General features: G+C 53.8%; 18 protein-coding genes and 1 tRNA gene. 12 read left to right on the forward strand and 7 right to left on the reverse strand.

Annotated features, from left to right (window positions below):
• Positions 1 to 22: 22 nt before the first annotated feature.
• Together ACO07N_RS10110 and ACO07N_RS10115 are read right to left on the reverse strand one after the other, a co-directional pair.
• Positions 23 to 901 carry a substrate-binding domain-containing protein gene (locus ACO07N_RS10110; RefSeq protein ID WP_421980897.1) on the reverse strand — a complete coding sequence of 293 codons (879 nt, stop codon included), beginning with the start codon at positions 899 to 901 and terminating at the stop codon, positions 23 to 25.
• Positions 902 to 949: 48 nt separating this feature from the next.
• Entirely contained in the window at positions 950 to 1,270 is a 321-nt protein-coding gene (locus ACO07N_RS10115; RefSeq protein WP_421980898.1) for a hypothetical protein, read from the reverse strand.
• A 122-nt stretch (positions 1,271 to 1,392) separates the two neighbouring features.
• On the opposite strand from ACO07N_RS10115, the gene ACO07N_RS10120 reads away from it, so the two are divergent.
• From ACO07N_RS10120 to ACO07N_RS10145, 6 genes are all read left to right on the forward strand, one after another.
• Positions 1,393 to 2,487 (forward strand): ABC transporter ATP-binding protein, encoded by a 1,095-nt coding sequence (locus tag ACO07N_RS10120; protein ID WP_421980899.1) that lies wholly within the window; start codon positions 1,393 to 1,395, stop codon positions 2,485 to 2,487.
• 80 nt (positions 2,488 to 2,567) lie between these two features.
• Positions 2,568 to 3,668 carry an extracellular solute-binding protein gene (locus ACO07N_RS10125; protein ID WP_421980900.1) on the forward strand — a complete coding sequence of 367 codons (1,101 nt, stop codon included), beginning with the start codon at positions 2,568 to 2,570 and terminating at the stop codon, positions 3,666 to 3,668.
• Between the two features lie 69 nt (positions 3,669 to 3,737).
• Positions 3,738 to 5,003 carry an ABC transporter permease gene (locus ACO07N_RS10130; RefSeq protein WP_421980901.1) on the forward strand — a complete coding sequence of 422 codons (1,266 nt, stop codon included), beginning with the start codon at positions 3,738 to 3,740 and terminating at the stop codon, positions 5,001 to 5,003.
• Positions 5,004 to 5,012: 9 nt separating this feature from the next.
• Positions 5,013 to 5,867 (forward strand): ABC transporter permease, encoded by an 855-nt coding sequence (locus tag ACO07N_RS10135; RefSeq protein ID WP_421980902.1) that lies wholly within the window; start codon positions 5,013 to 5,015, stop codon positions 5,865 to 5,867.
• A gap of 199 nt (positions 5,868 to 6,066) precedes the next feature.
• On the forward strand, positions 6,067 to 7,296 hold the full coding sequence (locus ACO07N_RS10140) for a M24 family metallopeptidase (RefSeq protein ID WP_421980903.1): 1,230 nt from the start codon (positions 6,067 to 6,069) through the stop codon (positions 7,294 to 7,296).
• A gap of 573 nt (positions 7,297 to 7,869) precedes the next feature.
• Positions 7,870 to 8,358, forward strand: a complete 489-nt coding sequence (locus ACO07N_RS10145) for a universal stress protein (protein WP_421980904.1) — start codon at positions 7,870 to 7,872, stop codon at positions 8,356 to 8,358.
• 72 nt (positions 8,359 to 8,430) lie between these two features.
• On the opposite strand, the gene ACO07N_RS10150 is transcribed toward ACO07N_RS10145, so the two are convergent.
• Positions 8,431 to 10,359: an acyltransferase family protein gene (locus ACO07N_RS10150; RefSeq protein WP_421980905.1), complete on the reverse strand. Its 1,929-nt coding sequence runs from the start codon at positions 10,357 to 10,359 to the stop codon at positions 8,431 to 8,433.
• A 188-nt stretch (positions 10,360 to 10,547) separates the two neighbouring features.
• Here ACO07N_RS10150 and ACO07N_RS10155 point away from each other — a divergent pair, with 188 nt between their 5' ends.
• Both ACO07N_RS10155 and ACO07N_RS10160 read left to right on the forward strand, forming a co-directional pair.
• Positions 10,548 to 11,249 (forward strand): SDR family NAD(P)-dependent oxidoreductase, encoded by a 702-nt coding sequence (locus tag ACO07N_RS10155; RefSeq protein WP_421980906.1) that lies wholly within the window; start codon positions 10,548 to 10,550, stop codon positions 11,247 to 11,249.
• 35 nt (positions 11,250 to 11,284) lie between these two features.
• Positions 11,285 to 11,812 (forward strand): 2,4'-dihydroxyacetophenone dioxygenase family protein, encoded by a 528-nt coding sequence (locus ACO07N_RS10160; protein WP_421980907.1) that lies wholly within the window; start codon positions 11,285 to 11,287, stop codon positions 11,810 to 11,812.
• Positions 11,813 to 11,881: 69 nt separating this feature from the next.
• Here the strand turns inward: ACO07N_RS10160 and ACO07N_RS10165 are convergent.
• Positions 11,882 to 11,994, reverse strand: a tRNA-Arg gene (locus ACO07N_RS10165).
• Between the two features lie 111 nt (positions 11,995 to 12,105).
• On the opposite strand from ACO07N_RS10165, the gene ACO07N_RS10170 reads away from it, so the two are divergent.
• Positions 12,106 to 13,232 (forward strand): IS3 family transposase gene (locus ACO07N_RS10170; protein WP_421980908.1). Its coding sequence is split into 2 segments (ribosomal slippage): positions 12,106 to 12,370 and positions 12,370 to 13,232, totalling 1,128 coding nucleotides; the frame shifts between segments, so codons are not numbered across the junction.
• A gap of 534 nt (positions 13,233 to 13,766) precedes the next feature.
• Entirely contained in the window at positions 13,767 to 16,304 is a 2,538-nt protein-coding gene (locus ACO07N_RS10175) for a CHAT domain-containing protein (RefSeq protein WP_421980909.1), read from the forward strand.
• Here ACO07N_RS10175 and ACO07N_RS10180 read toward each other — a convergent pair whose 3' ends face one another.
• Positions 16,305 to 16,952, reverse strand: coding sequence for a hypothetical protein (locus tag ACO07N_RS10180; RefSeq protein ID WP_421980910.1), 648 nt, complete (start codon positions 16,950 to 16,952; stop codon positions 16,305 to 16,307).
• A 498-nt stretch (positions 16,953 to 17,450) separates the two neighbouring features.
• Positions 17,451 to 18,604 (reverse strand): IS3 family transposase gene (locus tag ACO07N_RS10185; RefSeq protein WP_421980911.1). Its coding sequence is split into 2 segments (ribosomal slippage): positions 17,451 to 18,313 and positions 18,313 to 18,604, totalling 1,155 coding nucleotides; the frame shifts between segments, so codons are not numbered across the junction.
• Between the two features lie 618 nt (positions 18,605 to 19,222).
• On the opposite strand from ACO07N_RS10185, the gene ACO07N_RS10190 reads away from it, so the two are divergent.
• Positions 19,223 to 19,993 carry a hypothetical protein gene (locus tag ACO07N_RS10190; RefSeq protein ID WP_421980912.1) on the forward strand — a complete coding sequence of 257 codons (771 nt, stop codon included), beginning with the start codon at positions 19,223 to 19,225 and terminating at the stop codon, positions 19,991 to 19,993.
• 311 nt (positions 19,994 to 20,304) lie between these two features.
• Here the strand turns inward: ACO07N_RS10190 and ACO07N_RS10195 are convergent, their stop codons facing one another.
• Positions 20,305 to 20,823, reverse strand: coding sequence for a type II toxin-antitoxin system Phd/YefM family antitoxin (locus ACO07N_RS10195; RefSeq protein WP_421980913.1), 519 nt, complete (start codon positions 20,821 to 20,823; stop codon positions 20,305 to 20,307).
• A 377-nt stretch (positions 20,824 to 21,200) separates the two neighbouring features.
• On the opposite strand from ACO07N_RS10195, the gene ACO07N_RS10200 reads away from it, so the two are divergent.
• A complete protein-coding gene (locus ACO07N_RS10200) occupies positions 21,201 to 22,109 on the forward strand; it encodes a hypothetical protein (RefSeq protein WP_421980914.1) in 909 nt (302 codons plus the stop codon).
• Positions 22,110 to 22,223 lie beyond the last annotated feature (114 nt).

Here is a 22,223-nt window from a genome sequence, read left to right on the forward strand (position 1 = left end):
CGATTAGTCCCTTTGAGGAGGTTCAGTCGGACAGCCAGCGGACCGATCCGAAGTCCGCCAGATCGTAACCGCCGAGCGCGGCCGCTTTTTCGTGAAACTCGGGTGTCCGGGCGAAGGAGAGCAACTGCTGCACCGGCGCCGTGAAATAGCATCTCCGGTCGATCAGGAGATCGAAATTCTCGTCTGCAAGCGGCAGGAACGACAGCTTGAACCGTCTGGCCATTGCCTCGATTCCGAGCGCGGCATCCGCCTCTCCCGTGGCAACAGCGGCGGCCGCGTCACTTTCCGTGTGAGCCCGGTCCTTGCACAGGGTCAGGTCGTCTTCGCCGAGACCAGCTTCTGTCAGCAGCCTTTCAAACAGCAGGGCAGCGCCTGCACCCGGCTGACGCTGCGCAACGCGCCTGCCTTTGAGGTCCGGGACCGTCTTAACCGAAGAAGCAGCCTCCGGAGACAGAAGCAGGCCGCGCTTGCGCACCGCCCAGTTGATCAGAACACAATTGGAGCTGCCGCTGTCAGACACGGTGGAAACGTTCCAGCCGTCTTCGCCGGGCAGGTGCAGACCGGCGGCAAGCGCGCTGCCGGCATTGAATTGTTCCAGGCCGTCCCGGCTGCCATTGCACAGCGTCGCAAGGCCGCATCCGGAGGCCCGGATGGCCCAGTCCAGAAGCGGATCATGGGACCCTGCCAGAACATTGGGCCGGTCCGGGGCGACCACCCCGTTCTCGCCGTCGATCCAGCTGCGCAAGGCCTGCGCGGGGAAAAGAAGTTTGCCTGTGATCCGGCGGTGTGGAATCTCGTTGGCCGCGGCCAGGTCGTATACCTTGCGCTCCTTCACGCGAAGAAGATCGGCAACCTCCTTCGTGGTCAGGAAAAGCGGATCGTTTTTCTCGGCTTCGGACACGGCAAATCCTGCATTTTCGGAAAGCGTAAACGAGAGGCATCAATCCGTTCAAGAGATCCGGACGATGGCAATCTCCGGGTTATACGGTGTTCCGGCGCGCGTCAAAGAGACAATTGGCGGGCTGACCGGTCGTTTCAGTGGCATTCTGCGACGTTTGTAGGGTTTCGCCGCTTGAAGATAAAGACGATAGTCCGGTAACGGCGGCAAGCCAGCAGGCCGCCGCAATGCGTCGAAACAGGCCGGAAGGAAGATTTTCTTTCCGCTGACCCCGGTGTTTTGAGTGGAATTTCCCGCATCTTTCCAGCTTGCAAAATATTCAGCCGGATACTGAATAAAAAATATCCATTTTTTTTCACAAGCCCCTTTCAAAGAAGCTTCTTTTTTGTTTTTCTAGCGCCGATGGTTTGGCGAATTCCTGAACGGTAACGATCGTTACCACAAGACTTTGCCCGACGATCCACAATAACGATAGAACCGGATTTGGGGACAATATGGCGAATGCAAGGGGCGCTGCTGTTAAGTATGACAGCGTTCAGAAGAGCTATGACGGGGAATCCCTGGTCGTAAAAAACCTCAATCTCGATATTCCGCCCGGCGAGTTTCTGACAATGCTCGGGCCTTCCGGTTCGGGCAAGACCACCTGTCTGATGATGTTGGCCGGCTTCGAACCTGCCACGCACGGTGAAATCTATCTGAATGACCGGCCGATCAACAATGTGCCGCCGCACAAGCGGGGCATCGGCATGGTGTTTCAGAACTACGCCCTGTTTCCGCACATGTCGGTGGCCGAGAACCTCGCGTTTCCGCTCCAGGTCAGGAACGTGCCGAAGTCCGAACAGGAACAGAAGGTGCAACGTGCGCTCGACATGGTCGAGCTTGGCGCCTTTGGAAACCGCCGTCCGGCGCAACTGTCCGGCGGCCAGCAGCAGCGCGTTGCCGTTGCCCGCGCCCTTGTGTTCGATCCCGAACTCGTCCTGATGGACGAGCCGCTCGGCGCGCTCGACAAGCAGCTGCGCGAGCAGATGCAGTATGAAATCAAGCACATTCACGAAAACCTGGGCGTGACGGTCGTGTACGTGACCCACGACCAGACCGAGGCGCTGACCATGTCCGACCGGGTCGCGGTGTTCAATGACGGTGTCATCCAGCAGCTTTCGACCCCCGACGATCTGTACGAGGATCCCCAGAATTCGTTCGTGGCGCAGTTCATCGGCGAGAACAACAAGCTGAGCGGCAAGGTTGTCGGCATCAACGGCGAGGAATGCCTTGTCGAACTCGACGACGGCACGCAGCTGAAGGCCGACAAGGTCAACGTGTCCGCGGTAGGCGACAGGACGACCCTGTCGCTTCGCCCGGAACGCGTCGAATTCGACACCAACGACTCCATGGACAATCTGGTCGATGGCCGGATCGAGGAACTGATCTATTTGGGAGACCATATCCGCGTTCGCATGAACGTGGTTGGCAATGACGAGTTCATCGTCAAAGTTCGCAACCGGGGAGAGCGGCGCACGCTGCATGTCGGTGAAACCGTCCAGGTCGGATGGGCACTTAACGACTGCAAGGCGCTCGACGCGGTTGCCTAAATTCGCGAGGCGGATGCTGCAGTCCGCCCGCGACAACGACGGAAAAATCCGTTCAATCCTAAAAGAGGGAGCTAGCTCAAATGAAGCTCAAGACTGTAATTCTGGCGGGAACCGCACTGGCATTTGCCGGCAGCTCGGCGCTTGCCACGGATCTCACGCTCGTCTCCTGGGGCGGCGCGTACCAGGCGTCCCAGAAGAACGCTTACACCGATCCCTACACGGCCGAAAACCCGGACATCACCGTGATCTGGGACGAATCCTCCGCTGAAGCCGTGGCCAAGCTGCGGGCCATGAATGAAGCAGGCAACGTCACGTGGGATCTCGTGGACGTGGTTGCGTCCGACGCAATCCGTCTCTGCGACGAAGGTCTGGCGATGGAAATCGACCCGGACGTCGATCTTGCGGCCGCACCTGACGGAACCCCTGCTTCCGAAGACTTCGGCGACCTCCTGGTTTCCGAGTGCTTCATCCCGCAGATCGTTTATTCCACCACCTTCGGCTTCCGTTCCGACGTCGACGAGTGGGGCGGCAAGGAGCCGACCGAAATCTGCGACGTGTTCGATCTGGAAACGTTCCCGGGCAAGCGGTCCCTGGAAAAGCGTCCGATCAACAACATGGAATGGGCTCTTCTGTGTGACGGCGTTCCGAAGGAAGAAGTCTACAACGTGCTGGAGACCGAAGAAGGTCAGAACCAGGCATTCGCCAAGCTCGACACCATCAAGGACAACGTTGTCTGGTGGTCTGCCGGTGCTGAAACACCGCAGCTTCTCGCCGACAAGGAAGTCGTGATCGGCTCCACCTACAACGGCCGCCTGTTTGCCCTGATCGAAGAGCAGAAGCAGCCGGTCAAGATGCTTTGGGACGCACAGGTCTTCGACCTTGACGGCTGGATCATTCCGACCGGTCTGCCCGAGGACCGCCTCGCCGAGGTGAAGAAACTCGTCAAATACGCGACAGACACGCAGCGTCTCGCCGACCAGGCGAAGTTCATCTCCTACGGCCCTGCGCGCAAGTCCTCTGCACCGCTCGTCGGTCAGCACGCTTCGCTCGGTATCGACATGGCTCCGCACATGCCGACCGATCCGAACAACGCGAAGAACACCTTCCTCTATAACTACGAGTGGTGGGCGGACTATCGCGACGACATCGACGCCAAGTTCCAGGCCTGGCTCGCACAGTAGGCCATTCGGCTCCGGCCCGGGCGGATCTTCCGCCCGGGCCATCCCTGACATTTCCCGGAAGACTGTTTCATGAGCGATACCACCGACGGTCAGGTTCTGACGACACAGGACGGAAAGCCGCTGAAAGCAGCGCTCAGGCGCGCCTTGCGCCGCGAAAAGCTGCGCGCCTTCCTGCTGATCGCACCCCTGCTGATTTTCGTGCTGATCACCTTTGTCGCCCCGATCGTCGATATGCTGTTCCGCTCCGTCGAGAACGGCATCGTTGCGGACACGCTTCCCAAGACGGTTATCGAACTCAGCAAGTGGGACCCGGCCTCCGGCGAAGCCCCGGACGAAGAGGTTTTCGCGGCGCTCTACGATGACATGGTCATCGCCGTGGACCAGAAGACGCACACCCGTCTCGGCTCCCGCCTGAACTACGAGCAGAGCGGTATATCCAGCCTGTTCCGCAAGACCGGCCGCCGCATCAAGCGCATGGACGAGGACGGACCCTTCAAGGACCAGTTCATCGGCGCGGACAAGAAGTGGGGCGAGGTCCCGACCTGGCAGGTTCTCAAGCAGTTTTCGCCGCGTTACACCGACGGCTATTTCCTGAATGCCTTTGACGCCAAGCGCGGTCCGGAAGGCATCGAAATGAAGCCGGAAGATCAGCAGATCTACATGTTCCTGTTCGGCCGGACGCTGTTCCTGTCGATCGTGATCACCCTGTCGTGCCTGCTTCTGGGATATCCGATCGCCTTCCTGCTTGCGTCCCTGCCGCTGCGAACGTCCAACCTTTTGATGATCCTCGTTCTGCTGCCGTTCTGGACCAGTCTGCTCGTGCGGACATCGGCCTGGAAGGTGCTGCTGCAGCAACAGGGTGTCATCAATGACTTCCTTGTCTGGACCAGGCTGATCGACGATGCGGGCCGTCTCGTGATGATCAACAACCAGACAGGCACGATCATCGCCATGACGCACATTCTGCTGCCCTTCATGATCCTGCCGCTCTATTCGGTGATGAAGACGATTTCGCCGAGCTATGTGCGCGCGGCCAAGAGCCTCGGCGCGAATGACTGGACAGCCTTCTGGCGGGTCTATTTCCCGCAGTCCGTGCCGGGGATCGGCGCCGGTGCCATTCTCGTCTTCATCCTGTCGATCGGCTACTACATCACGCCGGAGCTTGTCGGCGGCACGTCGGGGATCTTCATCTCCAACCGGATCGCCTATCACATCTCGTCGTCGCTCAACTGGGGCCTGGCGGCATCGCTCGGAACGCTTCTGCTGGTCGCGGTGCTCATTCTCTTCGTCGTCTACGACAAGATCGTCGGCATCGACAACGTGAAGCTCGGATAGGAGGACGACATGAGCGCACTACCACCCTATGCGTCCCCCTTGCAGAGAACGTGGTTCTACACGTTCCGGATTCTTTGCGGGCTGATCTTCTTCTTCCTGATCTTCCCGATCCTGGTGATCCTGCCGCTGAGCTTCAACGCGCAGGACTTCTTCACCTTCACCAAGGAAATGCTGTCCTTCGATCCGGCGGGCTATTCGTTCAAGCACTACAACGACTTCTTCACCAACCCGGACTGGCAGCAGGCGCTCGTTAACTCGGTGCTGATCGCGCCGGTCGCAACGCTGCTGGCAACGGCGTTCGGAACCATTGCCGCGGTCGGCCTGTCCCAGTCGCATGTGCCCTACAAGCCCGCGATCATGGCGATCCTGATCTCGCCGATGATCGTGCCGCTGATCATTTCCGCGGCGGGCATGTATTTCTTCTATTCCCGTATCGGCCTGCAGGGCACCTACTGGGGCGTCGTTCTGGCCCATGCCGCGCTCGGCACGCCCTTCGTGATCATCACGGTGACGGCGACCCTGGTCGGTTTCGACCGCTCTCTCGTGCGGGCGTCTGCAAGCCTGGGTGCCAACCCGGTCACCACCTTCTTCAAGGTGCAGATGCCGCTGATCATTCCGGGTGTCGTCTCCGGTGCCCTGTTCGCCTTCATCACCTCCTTCGATGAAGTCGTCGTCGTCCTGTTCCTCGGCTCCGCCGGGCAGAAGACGCTGCCCTGGCAGATGTTCACTGGCCTGCGCGAACAGATCTCGCCGACCATCCTGGCGGTCGCCTCGCTGATGGTCGCGATCTCGATCGCACTGCTCACCGTGCTTGAACTGTTGCGCCGCCGTTCGGAAAGGCTTAGAGGTTTGACACCGGGCTAGGAAAAGCCCCGCAGCTCACCATACGTGCCGGTGGCGGAACGCCAGCCACCGGGTGGAGACGAAAGTTTCCCGGTTGCAAGACAATTTGGATTTGGGCCTGGCGGGCCGGCTTCTTCTCAGAAGCCGGCCCGTTTTGCGTTTCAGGCCCCGGAAATGAACAGAACACGGAACCGGCTCACTTCGGGAAAGGAGATCTTCCATGAGCAACGACATGATCCGCATTTACGAAATGAACAATGGCGAGAAGAGCTTTTCGCCTTTTTCGGCCGGAGAGATGGACCGGCGGCAGGCCAGTCTGCGCAAGCTGATGGCGGATCGCGGCGTCGATGCCGTCATCATGACCTCCTATCACAACATCTGCTACTACTCCGGCTTTCTCTACTGCCAGTTCGGCCGCAAATACGGTCTTGTCGTCACCCAGGACAAGTCGACGACGGTTGCCGCTGGCATCGATGGCGGCCAGCCCTGGCGCCGGACCCACGGCGACACGCTGATCTACACGGACTGGCGCCGCGACAACTATCTCCACGCCCTGCAATCGCTGATCGGCTGGCCGAACGGGTCTGTCCGGCGCATCGGCATCGAGTTCGACCATGTCCCGCTTGATTTTCTGAAAGCCCTGGAAGCCGCGTTCCCGGGCGTGGATTTCGTCGATGTCGCCGCCGATGCCATGAGCCAGCGCACGATTAAGAGCACGGAAGAACACGTCCTCATTCGCGAGGGCGCGCGCATTTGCGACATAGGCGGTGCTGCTGTCGCCAGCGCCGTTCAGGCAGGCGTCAGCGAGCACGAGGTGGCGATCGCCTCGACCAATGCCATGATCCGGGAAATCGGCAAGTCGTTCCCCTTTGTCGAACTGATGGACACCTGGACCTGGTTTCAGTCCGGCATCAACACCGACGGTGCCCACAACCCGGTGACCAACAAGGCGGTCGAGGCCGGCGATATTCTCAGCCTCAACTGTTTCCCGATGATCTTCGGCTACTACACCGCGCTGGAACGAACGCTTTTTTGCGAACACGCCTCCGACGAGCACCTGCGGCTCTGGGAAATCAACTGCCATGTCCACCGGGAAGGCCTGAAACTGATCCGTCCGGGCGCACGCTGCTGCGACATCGCCGCCGCGCTCAACGACATCTACCGCAGCCATGATCTCCTGAAATACCGCAGTTTCGGCTATGGCCATTCCTTCGGCGTGCTCAGCCACTATTACGGCCGCGAGGCGTCGGTGGAACTGCGCGAGGATGTCGAAACGGTGCTGGAGCCGGGCATGGTGGTCTCCATGGAACCGATGATCATGATCCCGGAAGGCCTCCCCGGCGCCGGCGGCTACCGCGAGCACGATATTCTTATCATCGGCGAAGACGGCGCCGACAACATCACCGGCTTCCCCTTCGGCCCGGAGCACAACATCATCCCGGCGCGTTGAGGTGGGGTGAGGGCAGAGGGGTGGTGACCGCCAGGCCACCTGACCTCATCCTGAGGAGCGCAGACGCGCGTCTCGAAGGATGGGCTATTCACGCCTGCGCCTGCCGCCCATCCTTCGAGACGGACCCTTGGTCCTCCTCAGGATGAGGGGGCTGTGAAAGCCCGATCCCGGTCCAGTCGCCTGTCACCGGCCATCTGGCTATTGTTCAGCCAGATGGCCGCCGTCATCAGTACAACAACAACCCGAAACAATCCTGGTTTGCTGCGCAGCGGCAGGACTGGGATCTTGTACACCCTGTCGTAGATGTTTGAAGAATAACGGAGAATCAAGGGGTCACGGGGTTCTGGCCTTCTGCTGCGCTTCAGCCGGAATGACAAGTTCATAGAAAGCGGATCACCCAACGAGATCCAATCCACGTCAAACCGGACTCTGCACATGAGAACCGGCTACGCAAGCGCTTCGGTCCATTCGTCCGTGGTCAATGCCATCTCCCCAAACTCCGTTCTTAAGCCAGCACTTCATATCTCTCCCTGATTTGCCTAAGCTTTGGGTGATGGTGGAGGTGGAGATGACATGCACAAGATCCTGATCCCGGTGGACGGGTCCGTCCACTCGATAAAGGCGCTGAGAATTGCCTCGGATCTGGCGGCGAAATATCAGGGGCGGCTGCTGATTTGCCACGTTCTGCTCAGGGGCAAGGATGCCAGCGATCTGATGGCGCTGGATATCTCCGGCCAGTTCGATGCGCCGCTGCACAAGATCCTGAACAAGGCGGTCTCGGCCAATCTCGGCCCGGCGCCCGACAAGATCCTCCACAAGATCGGCCAGATCATCCTGGATCACGCCGCCGACAAGGCCCGGAGCCACGGGGTTGGCTTTGAAACCCTGCCGATCCTGACGGGCAAGCCGGCGGACGCGATCGTCAGTGTGCAGAAGGAGCTTGAGGCCGCCACGATCGTCATAGGCGCCCGCGGCGTCACGCCGTCGGACAGCTCCACCTTCGGCAGCGTCTCCCAGGAAGTCTTCAGCCGCGCAAGCTGTACCTGCATCTCGGTGAAATAGGCCATTGGCGAGGCGCGCTCGCCGGCAATTCCGAAATCCGGATCCAATGGCCCCGGATCGGTCAAAAAGACCCTAGAACAGCGGCGCGAATTCATCGATCAACTTGTTGGCGCCATAGACGGACAGATGATCGTCATCGTAGTAGAACGCGCCATTCGCATCATAGACTTGGCATGTGCCATCGGAGCAGAAGACCTGATGCGGGTAGATGACGGTCGCGCTGCTCCTCTCTTCAACCGTTCTCAGAACAGCCAGCATGTTCGCGTTGTAAGACAGGTAGCGGTCCTCTGTCGGGCCGAAGCTGCCCAGTTCGTCGGAGCCCCACATTTCCATGCGGGCAATGATGGACGGCACGTTCTGCAGCCTGGTTTCGATCAACGGGACCTGCGCCAGCACGATCACCTCGCGCCCGGCATCGGTCAGCTGCTCCACGTAATCCAGCAGGGTTTCCAGGCGAAGTGTCCAGATATCACCGGCCGCCACGCCGGATTTCGTGTGCCAGCCCGTAGTGCGCGCCTGCCAGCGCTGCGCGATCACGATGGTCTTGAGCTCGGGACGCTCAAGAATGTAGCGAAGCTGCGCCCGCGTGGCATCGACACAATCGCTCAGCTCCCTGTCGGTTTTCAGTTCCTCGAAAGTGGCGAAACAGGAATTGCCAAGCCGTATGACGCTCCGGTTCTTCGTCTCTGCGGCAGCGGCGACCGCCCGGTGAACGGCTTCCGCATGCGAGTCGCCGACCAGCAGCACGGACGGGCTGCCGGTATCACCGGACCCGTCAAGCGTGATCACGCTCTGCCCGGCCTCGTCGGTGACCGTCTTGAAATTCTGCAGCCGTTCGGCGACGGCCAGCGTGGCAATATTCTCCGGCATCCATGGCAGGACGCCGTTCGTCCGCAGGATCGACACGCTGCAGATCACTAGGAGCAGCGGCAGCGCGCAGGCCCCGGCGGCGCTCCATCTCAGCAGTCTTCTGGACTGCGAGCGCCGGAACGGCTCCTCGATGTATTTCCAGGAAAGCGCCGACAGCAGCAGCGACAGCAGGATCAGCCCGACCCTGACAGGGTCCGACAGCCTGCCGAAGCCGTAATAGGCAGCGAAGACGAAAATCGGCCAGTGCCACAGGTAGAGCGAATAGGAAATCTTGCCAATGAAGGTCACATACCTGAGACTCAGAACCCGGCTGAGGAGCGGTTTGTGCGCCTGCGCGCCGAGAGCGATGATGAGCCCGGCACCAAGAACCGTCGGTAGTGTCTGGAAGACGTAAGGCACCTCTTCCGGATAGCGCGGCAGGAACCCCGCGAGGATCAGCAGGACCGCCAGGACGCCAAGCCCTTCGCTCAATCTGCGCCTTTCCGGCAGTTTCGGGAAAAGGCCGAGCGCGAGCGCGGAGCCGGCAAGGAGCTCCCAGGCGCGCACCGGAAACATGAAGAAGGCGAAACTGGTATCGGAGAAAACGCCCGGAAAAAGCAGGTTCCACGCGAGCGACATCAGGAAAAGCAGCGCGATGATGGCCTTGGCCGGGGCGGGCCCGCGTCTGAGGGCAAAGAGGAGCAGTAAAGGGAAGACGATGTAGAACTGTTCTTCGACCGAAAGGGACCACGTGTGCAGGAGCGGTTTCAGCTCCGCGTCCGCATCGAAATACCCCGATTCACTGTAGAACAGGATATTCGACACGAAGAACAGCGTCGCGATCACACTTTTTGCATAGAGCTTCAGCTCGCTCGGCAGAAACAGGAGCAGCGCGGCCACGGTGGACACGGTCAGGACAACCAGCAGAATGGGGATGATCCGCCGGATGCGGCGCATGTAGAACCCGCCGAACGTGAAGGTGCCCTCGGCGACTTCCTGCTTGATGATCGCGGTGATCAGGTATCCGGAAATGACGAAGAAGATATCGACGCCGAGATAGCCATTGAAGCCGACGCTGTTGCCGAGGTGGTAAACCACAACGCTCAGCACTGCGACGGCGCGGAGCCCGTCAATATCCGCACGATAGTTCAAGATCTGATCCGGCCACCGGGTTTGTCGTTCCAAGAGCCTCTAGCTTCGTTGAAACATGCCGTCAAGCGATGGATGGCCGTGTGCGGGAATGCCTATGGAGGGCGGTACGGCAGCCGTGCAATCACGGACTTTCATCTTGAACCCGGCTGTGAGATCGTGGCGCGTTTGATGAGGGAGGCAAAGGCGGCATGAAACATGCCCTGGTGACAGGCGGGACCCGCGGCATCGGTTTCGGGGTGGCGCAGACCCTGCTGGAAGACGGCTGGTCCGTGACCGCAACCGGCGTGTCGGACGCGGAAGTCGCCGCGTGCCCGCGCCTTGAAAATCTCGCCGCCGTTACCCTCGATGTCACGGATGACGGCAAAATCGGCGAGCTTGTCGGCACGTGCGACCGGCTGGACGGCCTGGTCAATTGCGCCGGCATCCTGATGCGCGAGGCGGAATACGAGATCGAGATCTTCTCAAAGGTGATAGACGTCAACCTGACCGGCACGATGCGCATGTGTCTGGCCGCAAGGCCGCTGCTGGAACGCTCGGGCGGCGCCATCGTCAACACGGCCTCGATGCTTAGCTATTTCGGCGGCCCGCTGGTGCCTGCCTACTCCGCCTCCAAGGGCGGCGTTGCCCAGCTGACCAAGGCGCTCGCCGCGAAATGGGCGCAAGACGGGATCAGGGTCAACGCCGTTGCACCCGGATGGATCGAGACGGAAATGACCGCCGGGCTGCGGGAGCAGACGGAGCGCGAGCGCACCATCCTCGGCCGCACGCCAATGGGCCGCTGGGGTCAGCCGCGGGAAGTGGGTGCGCTGGCCGCGTGGCTGCTCAGTGACAGGGCAGAATTCGTGACGGGTGCGGTCTACCCGGTGGATGGCGGCTATTCCGCCGTCTGACAGGACCGGAACAGGGAAAGAGGAGAGGAACCTAAATGCCCCTAGACGCGAAAGACGAGAACCCGCGGATCCCGTACCAGCTGCCGTTTCCGAAGGACGCCCAGGCGGAGATCGTGGTGCCCTCTGCGATCCCGGAGGACGAGCGCGTCTGGGTGCCCCAGACGGACAATGTCTGGTTCCGCCCGCTCTGCCTCAACAGGAGCCAGGGCTACTGGGTCAATCTCTTGCGGGTGCGCAAGTCCGGCGTCCTCTCGCGCCACCGCCACCCCAACCCCGTGCATGGCTATGTCATCAAGGGCCGCTGGCACTATCTGGAGCATGACTGGGTCGCGGAGGCCGGCGGCTATGTCTACGAGCCTCCGGGTGAAACCCACACGCTTGTCGTGCCGGACGACGTCGAGGAGATGATCACCCTCTTCCAGGTCAACGGCATCATGTATTACGTCGACCCCTACGGCAAACCACTCGGCTATGAAGACGTCTTCACCAAGATCGACATGTGCCGCCAGCACTACACCGACGTCGGCCTCGGAGAGGATTACGTGGAGCAGTTTCTGCGGTGAGGGGGTGGCTTCGTGTTCGGGAAGCCGCATGCCGAATGGTCGTGTACGGGGTTCTGTCGAAGAGAAGTCTGGCGCACCCGAGAGGATTCGAACCTCTGGCCTCTGCCTTCGGAGGGCATGTATGATGCGTTAGGTGTCAGTAATTTATATAAGAATTGTAGTGGCTTGTCATGATAGGGTGCGGTCAAACGGGGTGTTTCATTGCGGTTTCGTTGCGGATTTTGACTGCAAAGATTTTGATCCACCCCCTTTGAAGTGGTCCATCGTTATGTTTAGAAAAACGGAGGATCAAAATGGCTACGAAACGTCACAAGCCAGAAGAAATTGTCTCGAAGTTGCGGCAGGTTGAAGTCCTTGTCGGCCAAGGCATGCCGCGTATTGATGCCATTCGGCAGGTTCGTATCACCGAACAGACGTATTACCGGTGGCGAAAGCAGTATGGTGGGATGGGGATCGACCAACTGAAAGAACTCAAACGCCTTCAGAAAGAGAACGAGCGGCTGCGCAAGGCAGTGTCTGACCTGACCCTGGACAAGTTGATCTTGTCGGAGGCCGCCAAGGGAAACTTCTGAGCCCCGCCCGTCGTCGCGCCTGCATCAATCACATTCGTCAACATCTCGGCGTGTCAGAGCGCCGAACCTGTCATGTTCTGGGTCAGCACCGGTCCACGCAGAGGAAACGTCCAGCAGGGCGTGCTGACGAAGAACGTCTTGTGGCGGATATGATCGCACTCGCCCGTGAGTATGGCCGTTACGGTTACAGGCGGATCGCGGCTTTGCTCAGAGATGCCGGTTGGCATGTGAACGATAAGCGCATCGAGCGACTGTGGCGACGAGAGGGGCTGAAAGTGCCAATGAAACAACCAAAGAGAGGGCGGCTCTGGCTGAACGACGGATCATGTGTCCGGCTGCGACCGGAGTATCCCAATCATGTCTGGAGTTATGATTTCGTGCATTGTCGAACTAATGATGGAAAGGCGTTCCGGACCTTGAACATCCTGGATGAACATACCCGCGAGTGCCTGGCGATCCGGGTGAAGCGAAAGCTGAACTCCACCGACGTGATTGATGCGCTGACGGACCTCTTCATCCTTCGGGGTGTTCCAGCCTACATCAGATCGGACAACGGGCCGGAATTCATTGCTCAGGCAGTCAGGGACTGGATCAACGCTGTGGATGCAAAGACCGCATACATCGAACCAGGCTCGCCTTGGGAAAATGGATACTGCGAGAGCTTCAACGCCCGGTTCCGGGATGAACTGCTCAATGGTGAAATCTTCTATAGCCTCAAGGAGGCGCAAATCTTGGTTGAACAATGGAGGAAACACTACAACACGAAACGCCCAGACAGTGCACTGGGCTACCGCCCACCGGCACCAGAAACCATCATTCCAATGGACCAGCAGCCGAGCATGCACTAACAATCAAATCGGACCACTCAGGTGGGGCTGATCAATTGGAAACCGAAGAAAAAAACAAATCCTCGGTACTCTCACGGTCCTATTATCAATCACGACGGTGTCGTATAAGTACTGTTGGCAACTGTTTGGTGTCGTGAGGGTACCCATCATGTGCGAAGTGCGACCGCTTATCAGTACTTTTACGGCACACTAATACTGGCCATGGGCTGGCAAAAAAACTGACAGTGGGGTTTTTGTTCCGGTAACTCTGTGGAGTAAACGCACACACATCGTTCGCCGAGGATGTGCTAAACTTGAATTAGACTCAATACAGCAGCATTACACGCCGCCGGCAGGCTCAGTGCACCTCCATTAATCCATACAAAAGAGCTCGATATCTAAACGACCGTCTCGTTGCCAAGTCGTGAGTAGCAACATGGATTCAGCCATTGATCGTAGCGGCAAAGCTAGAGTGAATAATCAAAACTAGCTTCTTTTTAGTTTACTATTTATTGTAGTATAAATAACAGATTGACAACCGAACGGCTGAATTCAATGCGCTCTCTGATTTTGTTTTTTTTTCTAATGACGATTTCGACCTTCACTCCAGCTCAAAGTGACGAGTTGGAGATTTCTGAGGCCAACTTAGAAGTCATGAGTTTGTACAAAAGTGGTCAAATTGGAGAGGCGTTGGATCTGGCGGAGAAAACATTTAAGGATGCAAAGATATTACTTGGAATTGAGCATCCAGAAACACTTTATATTATGAATAATCTGGCGGTTGTTTATGAGAGTACGGGGCAATATGGAAAAGCCGAGCCGCTACACATAAAAGGTATTGAGATCTCAACCAAGATACTTGGAATTAATCACCAAGAAACACTAAGAAGTATCAACAATCTTGCGGTGTTGTATAGCCGTATGCAGCGATTTGATGAGTCAATTCAACTACACAAGCTCGTACTTGAGAAGCGAGAAAGTTTACTTGGTTTGGAGCATCCAGATACAGTTTCTAGTTTACAGAATTTAGCGTCTGCTTATGCAGTTACAAAGCAAATAACGGCAGCAAAACCACTGTTTAGGCGCGTGGTTGAAGCTCGCGAAACGCAAATGGGTCCCGACCATCCACTGACTCTAGAAACCGTAGCGAACCTAGCGGTACTACTTGACAATGCAAACCTCAACGAATTAGCGGAGCCGCTCTACATTCGCGCCTTCAATGCAAGGGAAAGAGTGCTTGGTCCACTTCATCCAGATACCATAGTAAGTGCCAATAACCTCGCCTATTTCTTTATGAAATTAGAGCGATTTCAAGAAGCTAAGCCGCTATTTAAGAGCGCGATCAATGCATCTGTGCAATTGCATGGTCCAGAGCATCCAAGCACAATAGGGGCGAAAGCTAATTTATCGGCACTGTTAGTCAAAAGCGGGGAATTTGAGGAAGCTCTAGGATCTTTCCAACAGATGGATGCAAGCCTGGATCATTGGCTTCGTTTGGAAGCTCGCTCAACGCAGGCCGCAGAGATGCGCAGGCAACTGATGGCCGCAAATTCAGTTTTTCAAGATGCGATCTACAGCTTTTCACTACAGTACCCTTCTACCGAAACTGCGAGATTTGCGGCTAACGCAACGCTTAAGTGGAAAGGCCGCCTCGCTCAAGACAATACGATTCTGAGAAGAATTGCATCTGAAACAGATAGTAATTCTGTAGTTAAAGTGATCGAAGAAATCCGAGAAATAGAGCGAAAGCTTTCAAGTATTGCATTTAATTCAAACATCAATTTCGAAGAAAAGTTCGCACTGATACAGCGGCTGAACTCGGCAGAAATTGAACTTAGGTCAGTATCCGAGGAATTTCGCCAATTTCAGTCAATCAAAAATGCAACCATTGATGATGTGTCGAGTGCCCTTCCGGGAAACGCGCTTCTAGTTGAATTTAGGATTTACTCACCATTTGATTTTCAAGACGACTATTATGATGAGCCTAGTTTAGTTGCGGTCTTAATTCGGAAGGATGTTGACCCAGTTTTGGTTGATTTGGGTTATGCCCACACATTTTTCGCCTTGCAAGCCCTAACGGTAGACAAGGAAATTCGCGAAATCGAAGGCATACCTTTTCGACACCTAATGCACTATGGTTTCGATCTGTTAATTGATCCACTATCTGAATACCTCGATGAAATTGAAACAATTTACATTGCACCAGATGGTCCATTGCAAGCTCTCCCATTTGACGCCTTCCTCAACGAAGATAAAAGGAGGTTGATCGAACTTTATAATGTTCGGACAATCCAGACTGGGCGAATGCTAGTAGCAGAAAACAAAAGGCCCGATGGCAAAGGACTGGTTGCGATCGGTGGTATTGACTTTGGTAGTGTTACAAAAAGCAGTGAAAACTCCGAAACGCAGCCAGAAACTCACGCTTTAGAAGTGATGAAAGCGAATGATATAACTCGCCAACAAATTACTAGATTTCAACAGCTTCCTCATAGCGAAAATGAAGTTAGAGAGATTGGAAAAATTTACGCCAAGTACGAGCCTGATGAACCAACTCCCATTGTACTAACCGGAATGGACGGAACTGAAACAGCTGTCAAAACCTTGGCCACCCCACCACGCGTTCTACATTTCGCGACGCATGGATACTACTTGGAAACGGGTAGTTTGGAGGAGCAGCCGCTGTTGCAATCCGGGATAACGCTGGCAGGAGCAAACAGAGCCCTTTCAGGTGCTCTAGATTCCCATAGTGAAAATGGCATACTTCATGCCTTGGAGGCGCAATCGCTAAATCTTCGCGGCACTGAGCTGGTGGTGCTTTCAGCGTGCAACACAGGTCAGGGGGTTCATGACTACTCTGAAGGTCTTGAAGGGCTTCCGCGCGCGTTACAAATTGCTGGCGCAAAGTACATCTTAGTAGCTCTTTGGCCAGTAGGAGATCAAGCAGCAAGCGAATTCATGAAGCGATTTTACAGAAACTGGTTATCGCAGAGCACTAGTGACCCGGCCCTAGCGTTGAGAAAAACCAAACTATGGTATGTAGGCCGTTCCTTGCCGGCTAAAGACTGGGCGCCATTCGTGCTGATCGAAGGGTAATTAGAGTTCACACAAATCTCGAATTGCAAGCGTTTCAATCAACGCAATCTCAGACAGTGGAATGACCAGAATATTTTGCTGTGGGCCACGCTCGCTCTCGTAACCTGCATAGGCGTAAAGATGGCGTTTATCCATGTAGATTTTTCGAAGGCATCCGCTTTCTGACAGGCCGGGTCGCTTTGATAGGTATTCAGCAAGCGTAGAGTTCTTATTCGCAAGTATTCTAACTCGAACTGTATTATGAGTATCTTCTGTAAATAGATTTTTTACTTGCGATTTTGCGCGATCAGCACCCAGGTGAGCGGCTCCAAAGAGACTTATTGTTGCTATCAAAGCAATTAGGGCACCCATCCACGTGTCATGGATGGGTCCAACTTTGGTGCGGAATAGGGAAAAAGCCAGGAAAACCCCAGCCAAGACAACAACGAAAGTAAGAACGGCATCGCGAAGTATCCATAGAGCATAGACAGAGAAACTTGCGGCGTCTAAACCGTCAATTGCAGAAATGTTTAGGCCAAGTTCCGCGAAGTAGCGGTCTGCATAAGACCAGCCAGAAATGAATACAAGAGACCCAATGTATAGGGTCACGAATCCTGCATCAACCAGCATCTTGACAAGCGGTGAAAATGCAGAAGGTTGTTTACTCATTCGGCGTTAGCTCGCTTTGGTCACTGTCAGGAACACGCAGACTGTCATTAGTATCAGGCGCAGGTGCCGCCCAGCAGGGATTACAGTCTTGTTTGCCTGAACCTACCCTACTAAATTTTGACGCATCAGAAATAGTGACTGTGCCGAGGTAGTCTTGAGTTTGACAGACCACATCCTCTAAGGGCCCAACAAGTTGATTGGATTTGTCAGGAATAATAAACGTCTCGCATCCCCTATGAACAATTCTTGAGGTATCTGGATTTTGCAAACAAAAGCATGCTTCATTTGCCGAAACGTACTGTGGTAGACATGTGGCGAGTAAAAAAAGAAAACTGATAATACGTAAATTCATGATCATGCCATAAAAAATTCCAACGAAAACACTTACAGTATAGCTATATGGAACATTTTTTCCAGCGTTCGAATTGGCATTTTATGCTACCAGTATTTTGAGCCCAATGAGCTACTCCCCATCCGTTGGACATTTTCCGGCGTAATTTAAGCTATTCCCTGCACCTGCTGATCGGGTTGGTGTTGTTCAATGCGCTGCCAATAGACCACGGCAGGCGGTTTGCCGCCAAGGGCTGAATGCGGGCGCTTCCGGTTATAGAAATCCACCCACTTTCGGACACCGGCCCTGGCCTGCGATCCGGTTTCCCAGGCGTGCAGGTAGACGCACTCATATTTGAGCGTACGCCACAGCCGCTCGACGAAGATATTGTCGAGGAACCGTCCCTTGCCATCCATCGAGATGCGCACGCCCATCCGCCGTAGCCGGTCTGTCCAGACGAAGGACGTGAACTGTGATCCCTGGTCCGTATTCATGATTTCCGGCGCACCGAATTTGTGGATCGCTTCATTCAACGCCTCGACGCAGAAGTCGGCGTCCAGCGTATTGGAGATGCGCCAAGCTAGGACCTTGCGGGTGAACCAGTCCATGATCGCGACCAGGTAGAGGAACCCGCGGCGCATCGGCAAATACGTGATGTCGGACGCCCAGACCTGGTTCGGCCGTTCCACCCTCAATCCCTTGAGCAGATATGGCCAGATCTTGTGTCCCTTGGCCGGCCTGCTTGTATTGGGCTTCTGGTAGATCGGCATCAGACCCATGAGCCGCATCAGCCGCCGGATCCGCTTCTCGTTCACCGGATGACCTTCGTTCTTCAAGTGCCAGGTCATCTGCCGGACGCCGAAGAACGGCGTCTCCAGGAACTGTTCGTCGATCTGGCGCATCAGGGCGAGGTTCATTTCGCTCTCGCCCTTCGGCGTGTAATAGAAAGACGAGCGCGAAATCGACAGCAGAAAACACTGCTTGCCGACCGACAGGTCGGGATGTCCCGGCTCGATCATGCCGCGTCTCACTTCACGCCCCAAGGCTTGAGCTTTCTGGACAAAAAATCATTGGCGACCGCCAACTCCCCGATCTTGGCGTGGAGCTCTTTCACTTGGTCCTCGTCAATCTCCGGCTTTCGTTTGCCACCACGTTCAAATACGTCCGAGGCCCCTTCAAGAAGAGCCCGTTTCCATTGATGGATCATCGTCGGGTGAACACCGAACCGGCTCGCCAGTTCCGATACCGTTTTCTCGCCCTTCAACGCTTCCAGGGCGACTTTCGCCTTGAATTCCGGTGAGTGCTGCTTGCGTTTCGACATCTCTGATCTCCTTATTCTCGAAGACCAGCAGACAACAAATCGTAGCTTACGTCAGTGTCCGAATTTCGGGAGGTAGCTCAGTTCTACCGGTTATAGTCTAATATAAATGACTTAATTGGTGTTGATGCTTGAGATTTGAAAGCAGACTATATCAAGAACCTTCGAAAAACGTATGCAGATCGATTTCTGCTACTTTGGCGTGCTTCAAGCGTTCAGCAGCGCGATTGTTTTATTTCGTCCATAACTCTGCACCTGTTTGGAATGTCTTGGAACGCGATCTGAATTGACCCGCGTTTCTTAGCTGTCCTCGGTTTTCATTTTGTGCTGCCGTTCGAACTGTAAGGGTGTCAGCAGCCCTTTTTCTGACTTGTATGCGCTTTGGGTTCAAGTACCTCTCGATATAGTCGAAAACATCCTGGCTTGTGACACCAAAAATATGTGAAACTCAGTTCTTTTCCGAAGATGCCACTAATGATATACAAATAATACACCTTCAACCTAATTCTAATTCATGGTATTGTTATGTATCTATCATGGTTTTTTCAAGTTTTAATTCAATGGACTATCATATCGTTCCTAGTTTGTGTTCCATTAATTTTCCCAGAAGCTAGCTATACTGTGGTTATTTTTTCATATATCATTGCGTTTGGACTTTTTTTCTACGGACTACTTCATCCTGCATTTGCTATAAGGCGCGCTTTGATTGCGGGTGCTATGGTTTGCTTCACTGCATTCTCGATCAATCAGTTTAGAACTTCGTTTGATCAAAACGACTTAATTGATTTAGGTCTCACCGAGAAAACGGCTAAGTTTGTGCTAGCGATCTTACAATTCATAGGAAACCATGATGAACTACCATTTTGGGTGATCATAAGTTGCATGGCGATTTTGGCCTTCGTTGAAGTGTGTCGTATGGCGCATCCTCATATTTTGAAATTGATTGATAAGAAGTCTTTGGATTTGAACCACGCTAAGAAAGTAGGCATTATCGTAAAACATGAAGATTCAAGACTAGAAGCGCAGCATTGGGTATCAATTTCGAATAATACTAACAGTAATGTATCAGTTACTGGGGCTGGTATGAGAGTTTTCTGGTTGAAGTCCTTTCCAGTCAAATTATTCTATAAAGAAGACGGTTCTGCGTTCTCAAATGAAATAGGCGTCAGTGATCCTTTAATAATTCCAAGCAATGAAAATAAACAGGCTCAAATCACTTTCGATGAATTTTCGAAAGCATTTAGATTCTTTGTCGAAATATTAAGAGTATCCAGGTTAAAAATTTTGTTAGACTTAGTCTTTGTAGTTTACACGCAAACGAGTAAAGGAGAAATGAGTTTGGTGGTCCCATTTAGATTGCAAGAAACCGCATCTATTAGGGGGAAGCCTTAGCGCCGACAAGGAACAACTCGAACGTCCGATATCTGACCTCATAGGCGATTTGAACGCCATGTATAGTGACTACGAAGGTATTTTCTCTGCCTTCATAAGGTTTACAGTCGAATTCTTTTAGAAGTTCGTCTCTCGATTCAACTTCGTGTGAATAGATATATTGTAAATCTTTCGAAATGACCTCCAATAAGTCCATTTCAGACAAATTGGAGGCCCTTGCTGGTTTGTGAAGCTGCCGAATTATCAGGGCTTTCGCCTTCGATGTAACTTTAACGGCATAATCAAATTCGGCAATCATAACCCAGCCAATATTATGGTCCTACTTGAGTGCAAACGTCTCGTTCAGATTTAGACGATGGTTGCGCTTTATTTTGGTATTGTCTCTTTTCAGCGTTCGTGTCATCGTCAGGTGTTACGCGAGAATTACCTGAATCTAAGACTTTAGATTCCTCGATCATGGTAACTATTTTCTCTAAGGTTTCAATAGCATTTTCCTCAACTCCTAGCTTATTTCGCGTAATAGGTCTATCGTTCTCAAGGTGTGGCACAACAGTTTCAATTTCATCACCAGGTTCAACCTCTGAAATCATCAATTCATCTCGCGCCTTTTCGTCTATTTTTAACAGACGCACAAGATCGTAGATTGGGATGATGGCCGCTGCCGGTTTATTGAACCTAGTAACGATTGATCGCTTACCGTGTTCCGCAGCCTCTGTCACAAGAGATGGAAAGTTAGCTCTAGCTTCACTTAGAGGCACATGTCGGTCAACAATGCCATCACCAATCTCGATTGACTTATAGGCTGTTTTAAAAGCTTCGTCTTTTTCCATCACCCTCTCTCCTTCAACTAATTACTGGGCCTCTTGGCTACTTTGTACAAACTTATGTACAGAGTGAGAGCGTAGAGTCAATAGTACGGACTTTATTTTTGTACAAAAAAAATGATTCGTCCGCTGAAAAACGAATATTCTTAAAATAAGATGAATTACGAGCGGTGTTCTTACATCGACAACGTACTCGAAATTAAGGATAAAAAAATAGAAAAAATATAAAAATCAATAAATTACGGATATTGCTCTCGTGAGGAAACGATGGGGCGGTTCCAGTGGCATCAAAAAAAACTTGTACAAACTTTTTAGTAACCCATATTTGGAGATAGGGTCATTAGGAAACGTTTCAGGGCGCTTCCCAAAAAAAGGATGGGACGATGCGATACATCCAGTTCGGGGAATTGATGGGAGAACGTAAGCTACCGCTTATGTACCACCTCTTTCCTGGTGTATATGTAAGGGCTGACGTTTGGGACAGGTTGGTTCTTTGCAATACCTCGGTTGCAAAGGCGACGTCAGCGATTAGGCTGCTTCACCTACAGTTTGGTGAGAGCTTCGTGAATTTCGAAAAGGGCGACGGCGGTTGCCTGATTGATGTTATATCGGGAGGCGTTCGGGTCTGCGCTTATGTGCAGGCCCGATTTTTCGTTGTTATGAAGGTTTCCTTGGTGCCTGATGATGGCCCAGGCGTACAAATAAAGTCCATCAAGTTTATTAGAGGTGGAGAAAATGCGCCTTGCGTCTTCGAGGGTAAGCTGGGCAGCTACCCTCAGGCCCATTTACAAGGAAAGTTTATTTCCTGCGAAGGTAACCTCCATGAAGGATCACGGGTTAATCCGTATGCACTAGTAATGCTGTGCAGCATATACATCGCGATCTGGGAAAACTTCAAAATACGATCTTCGCAAGCTTGCGAAACTAACAGGTCCAGTCGAGAGCCACAATTATCGTATGATTGGGAAGCGCCACGAAATACTATGAAAATAAGCAGATACTATTTGCAAGAACGATCAAGAGGAAAATTCTCTTTAGCTAAAAGAGGAGCAGATAACATGCCCTTTCAAGTTCTGAATCTTTTCGAACAAACTCATTTCAAGCGAGCACACTCTACGTGCTTTGAAGGTCATAGTTGTCAGGAACACACGAATGCATGTGAAACAATAAAAGCAGGAAATAAGCGTAAACAAAGTCGAGACGAAATTCTTGTCGGACTAGATGAGATTTTTACAGATCGAGGAATGAGATTTTATCCTCAGTCAAGTGCATATGAATATGTAAAAGATTGAAGTGATCGACTTTTAAGGTAATCACTAGGGCTGCGGCAACATTGACGCAGCCCTAGTTTGTGGAACTCGACGTTAAATCAGAGTTTAAAAGGTGTCATCAAATGTCTGGAACAA

Origin of the sequence: Roseibium sp., assembly GCF_965229775.1 — a bacterium.
In the GTDB taxonomy this organism is placed as follows: domain Bacteria; phylum Pseudomonadota; class Alphaproteobacteria; order Rhizobiales; family Stappiaceae; genus Roseibium.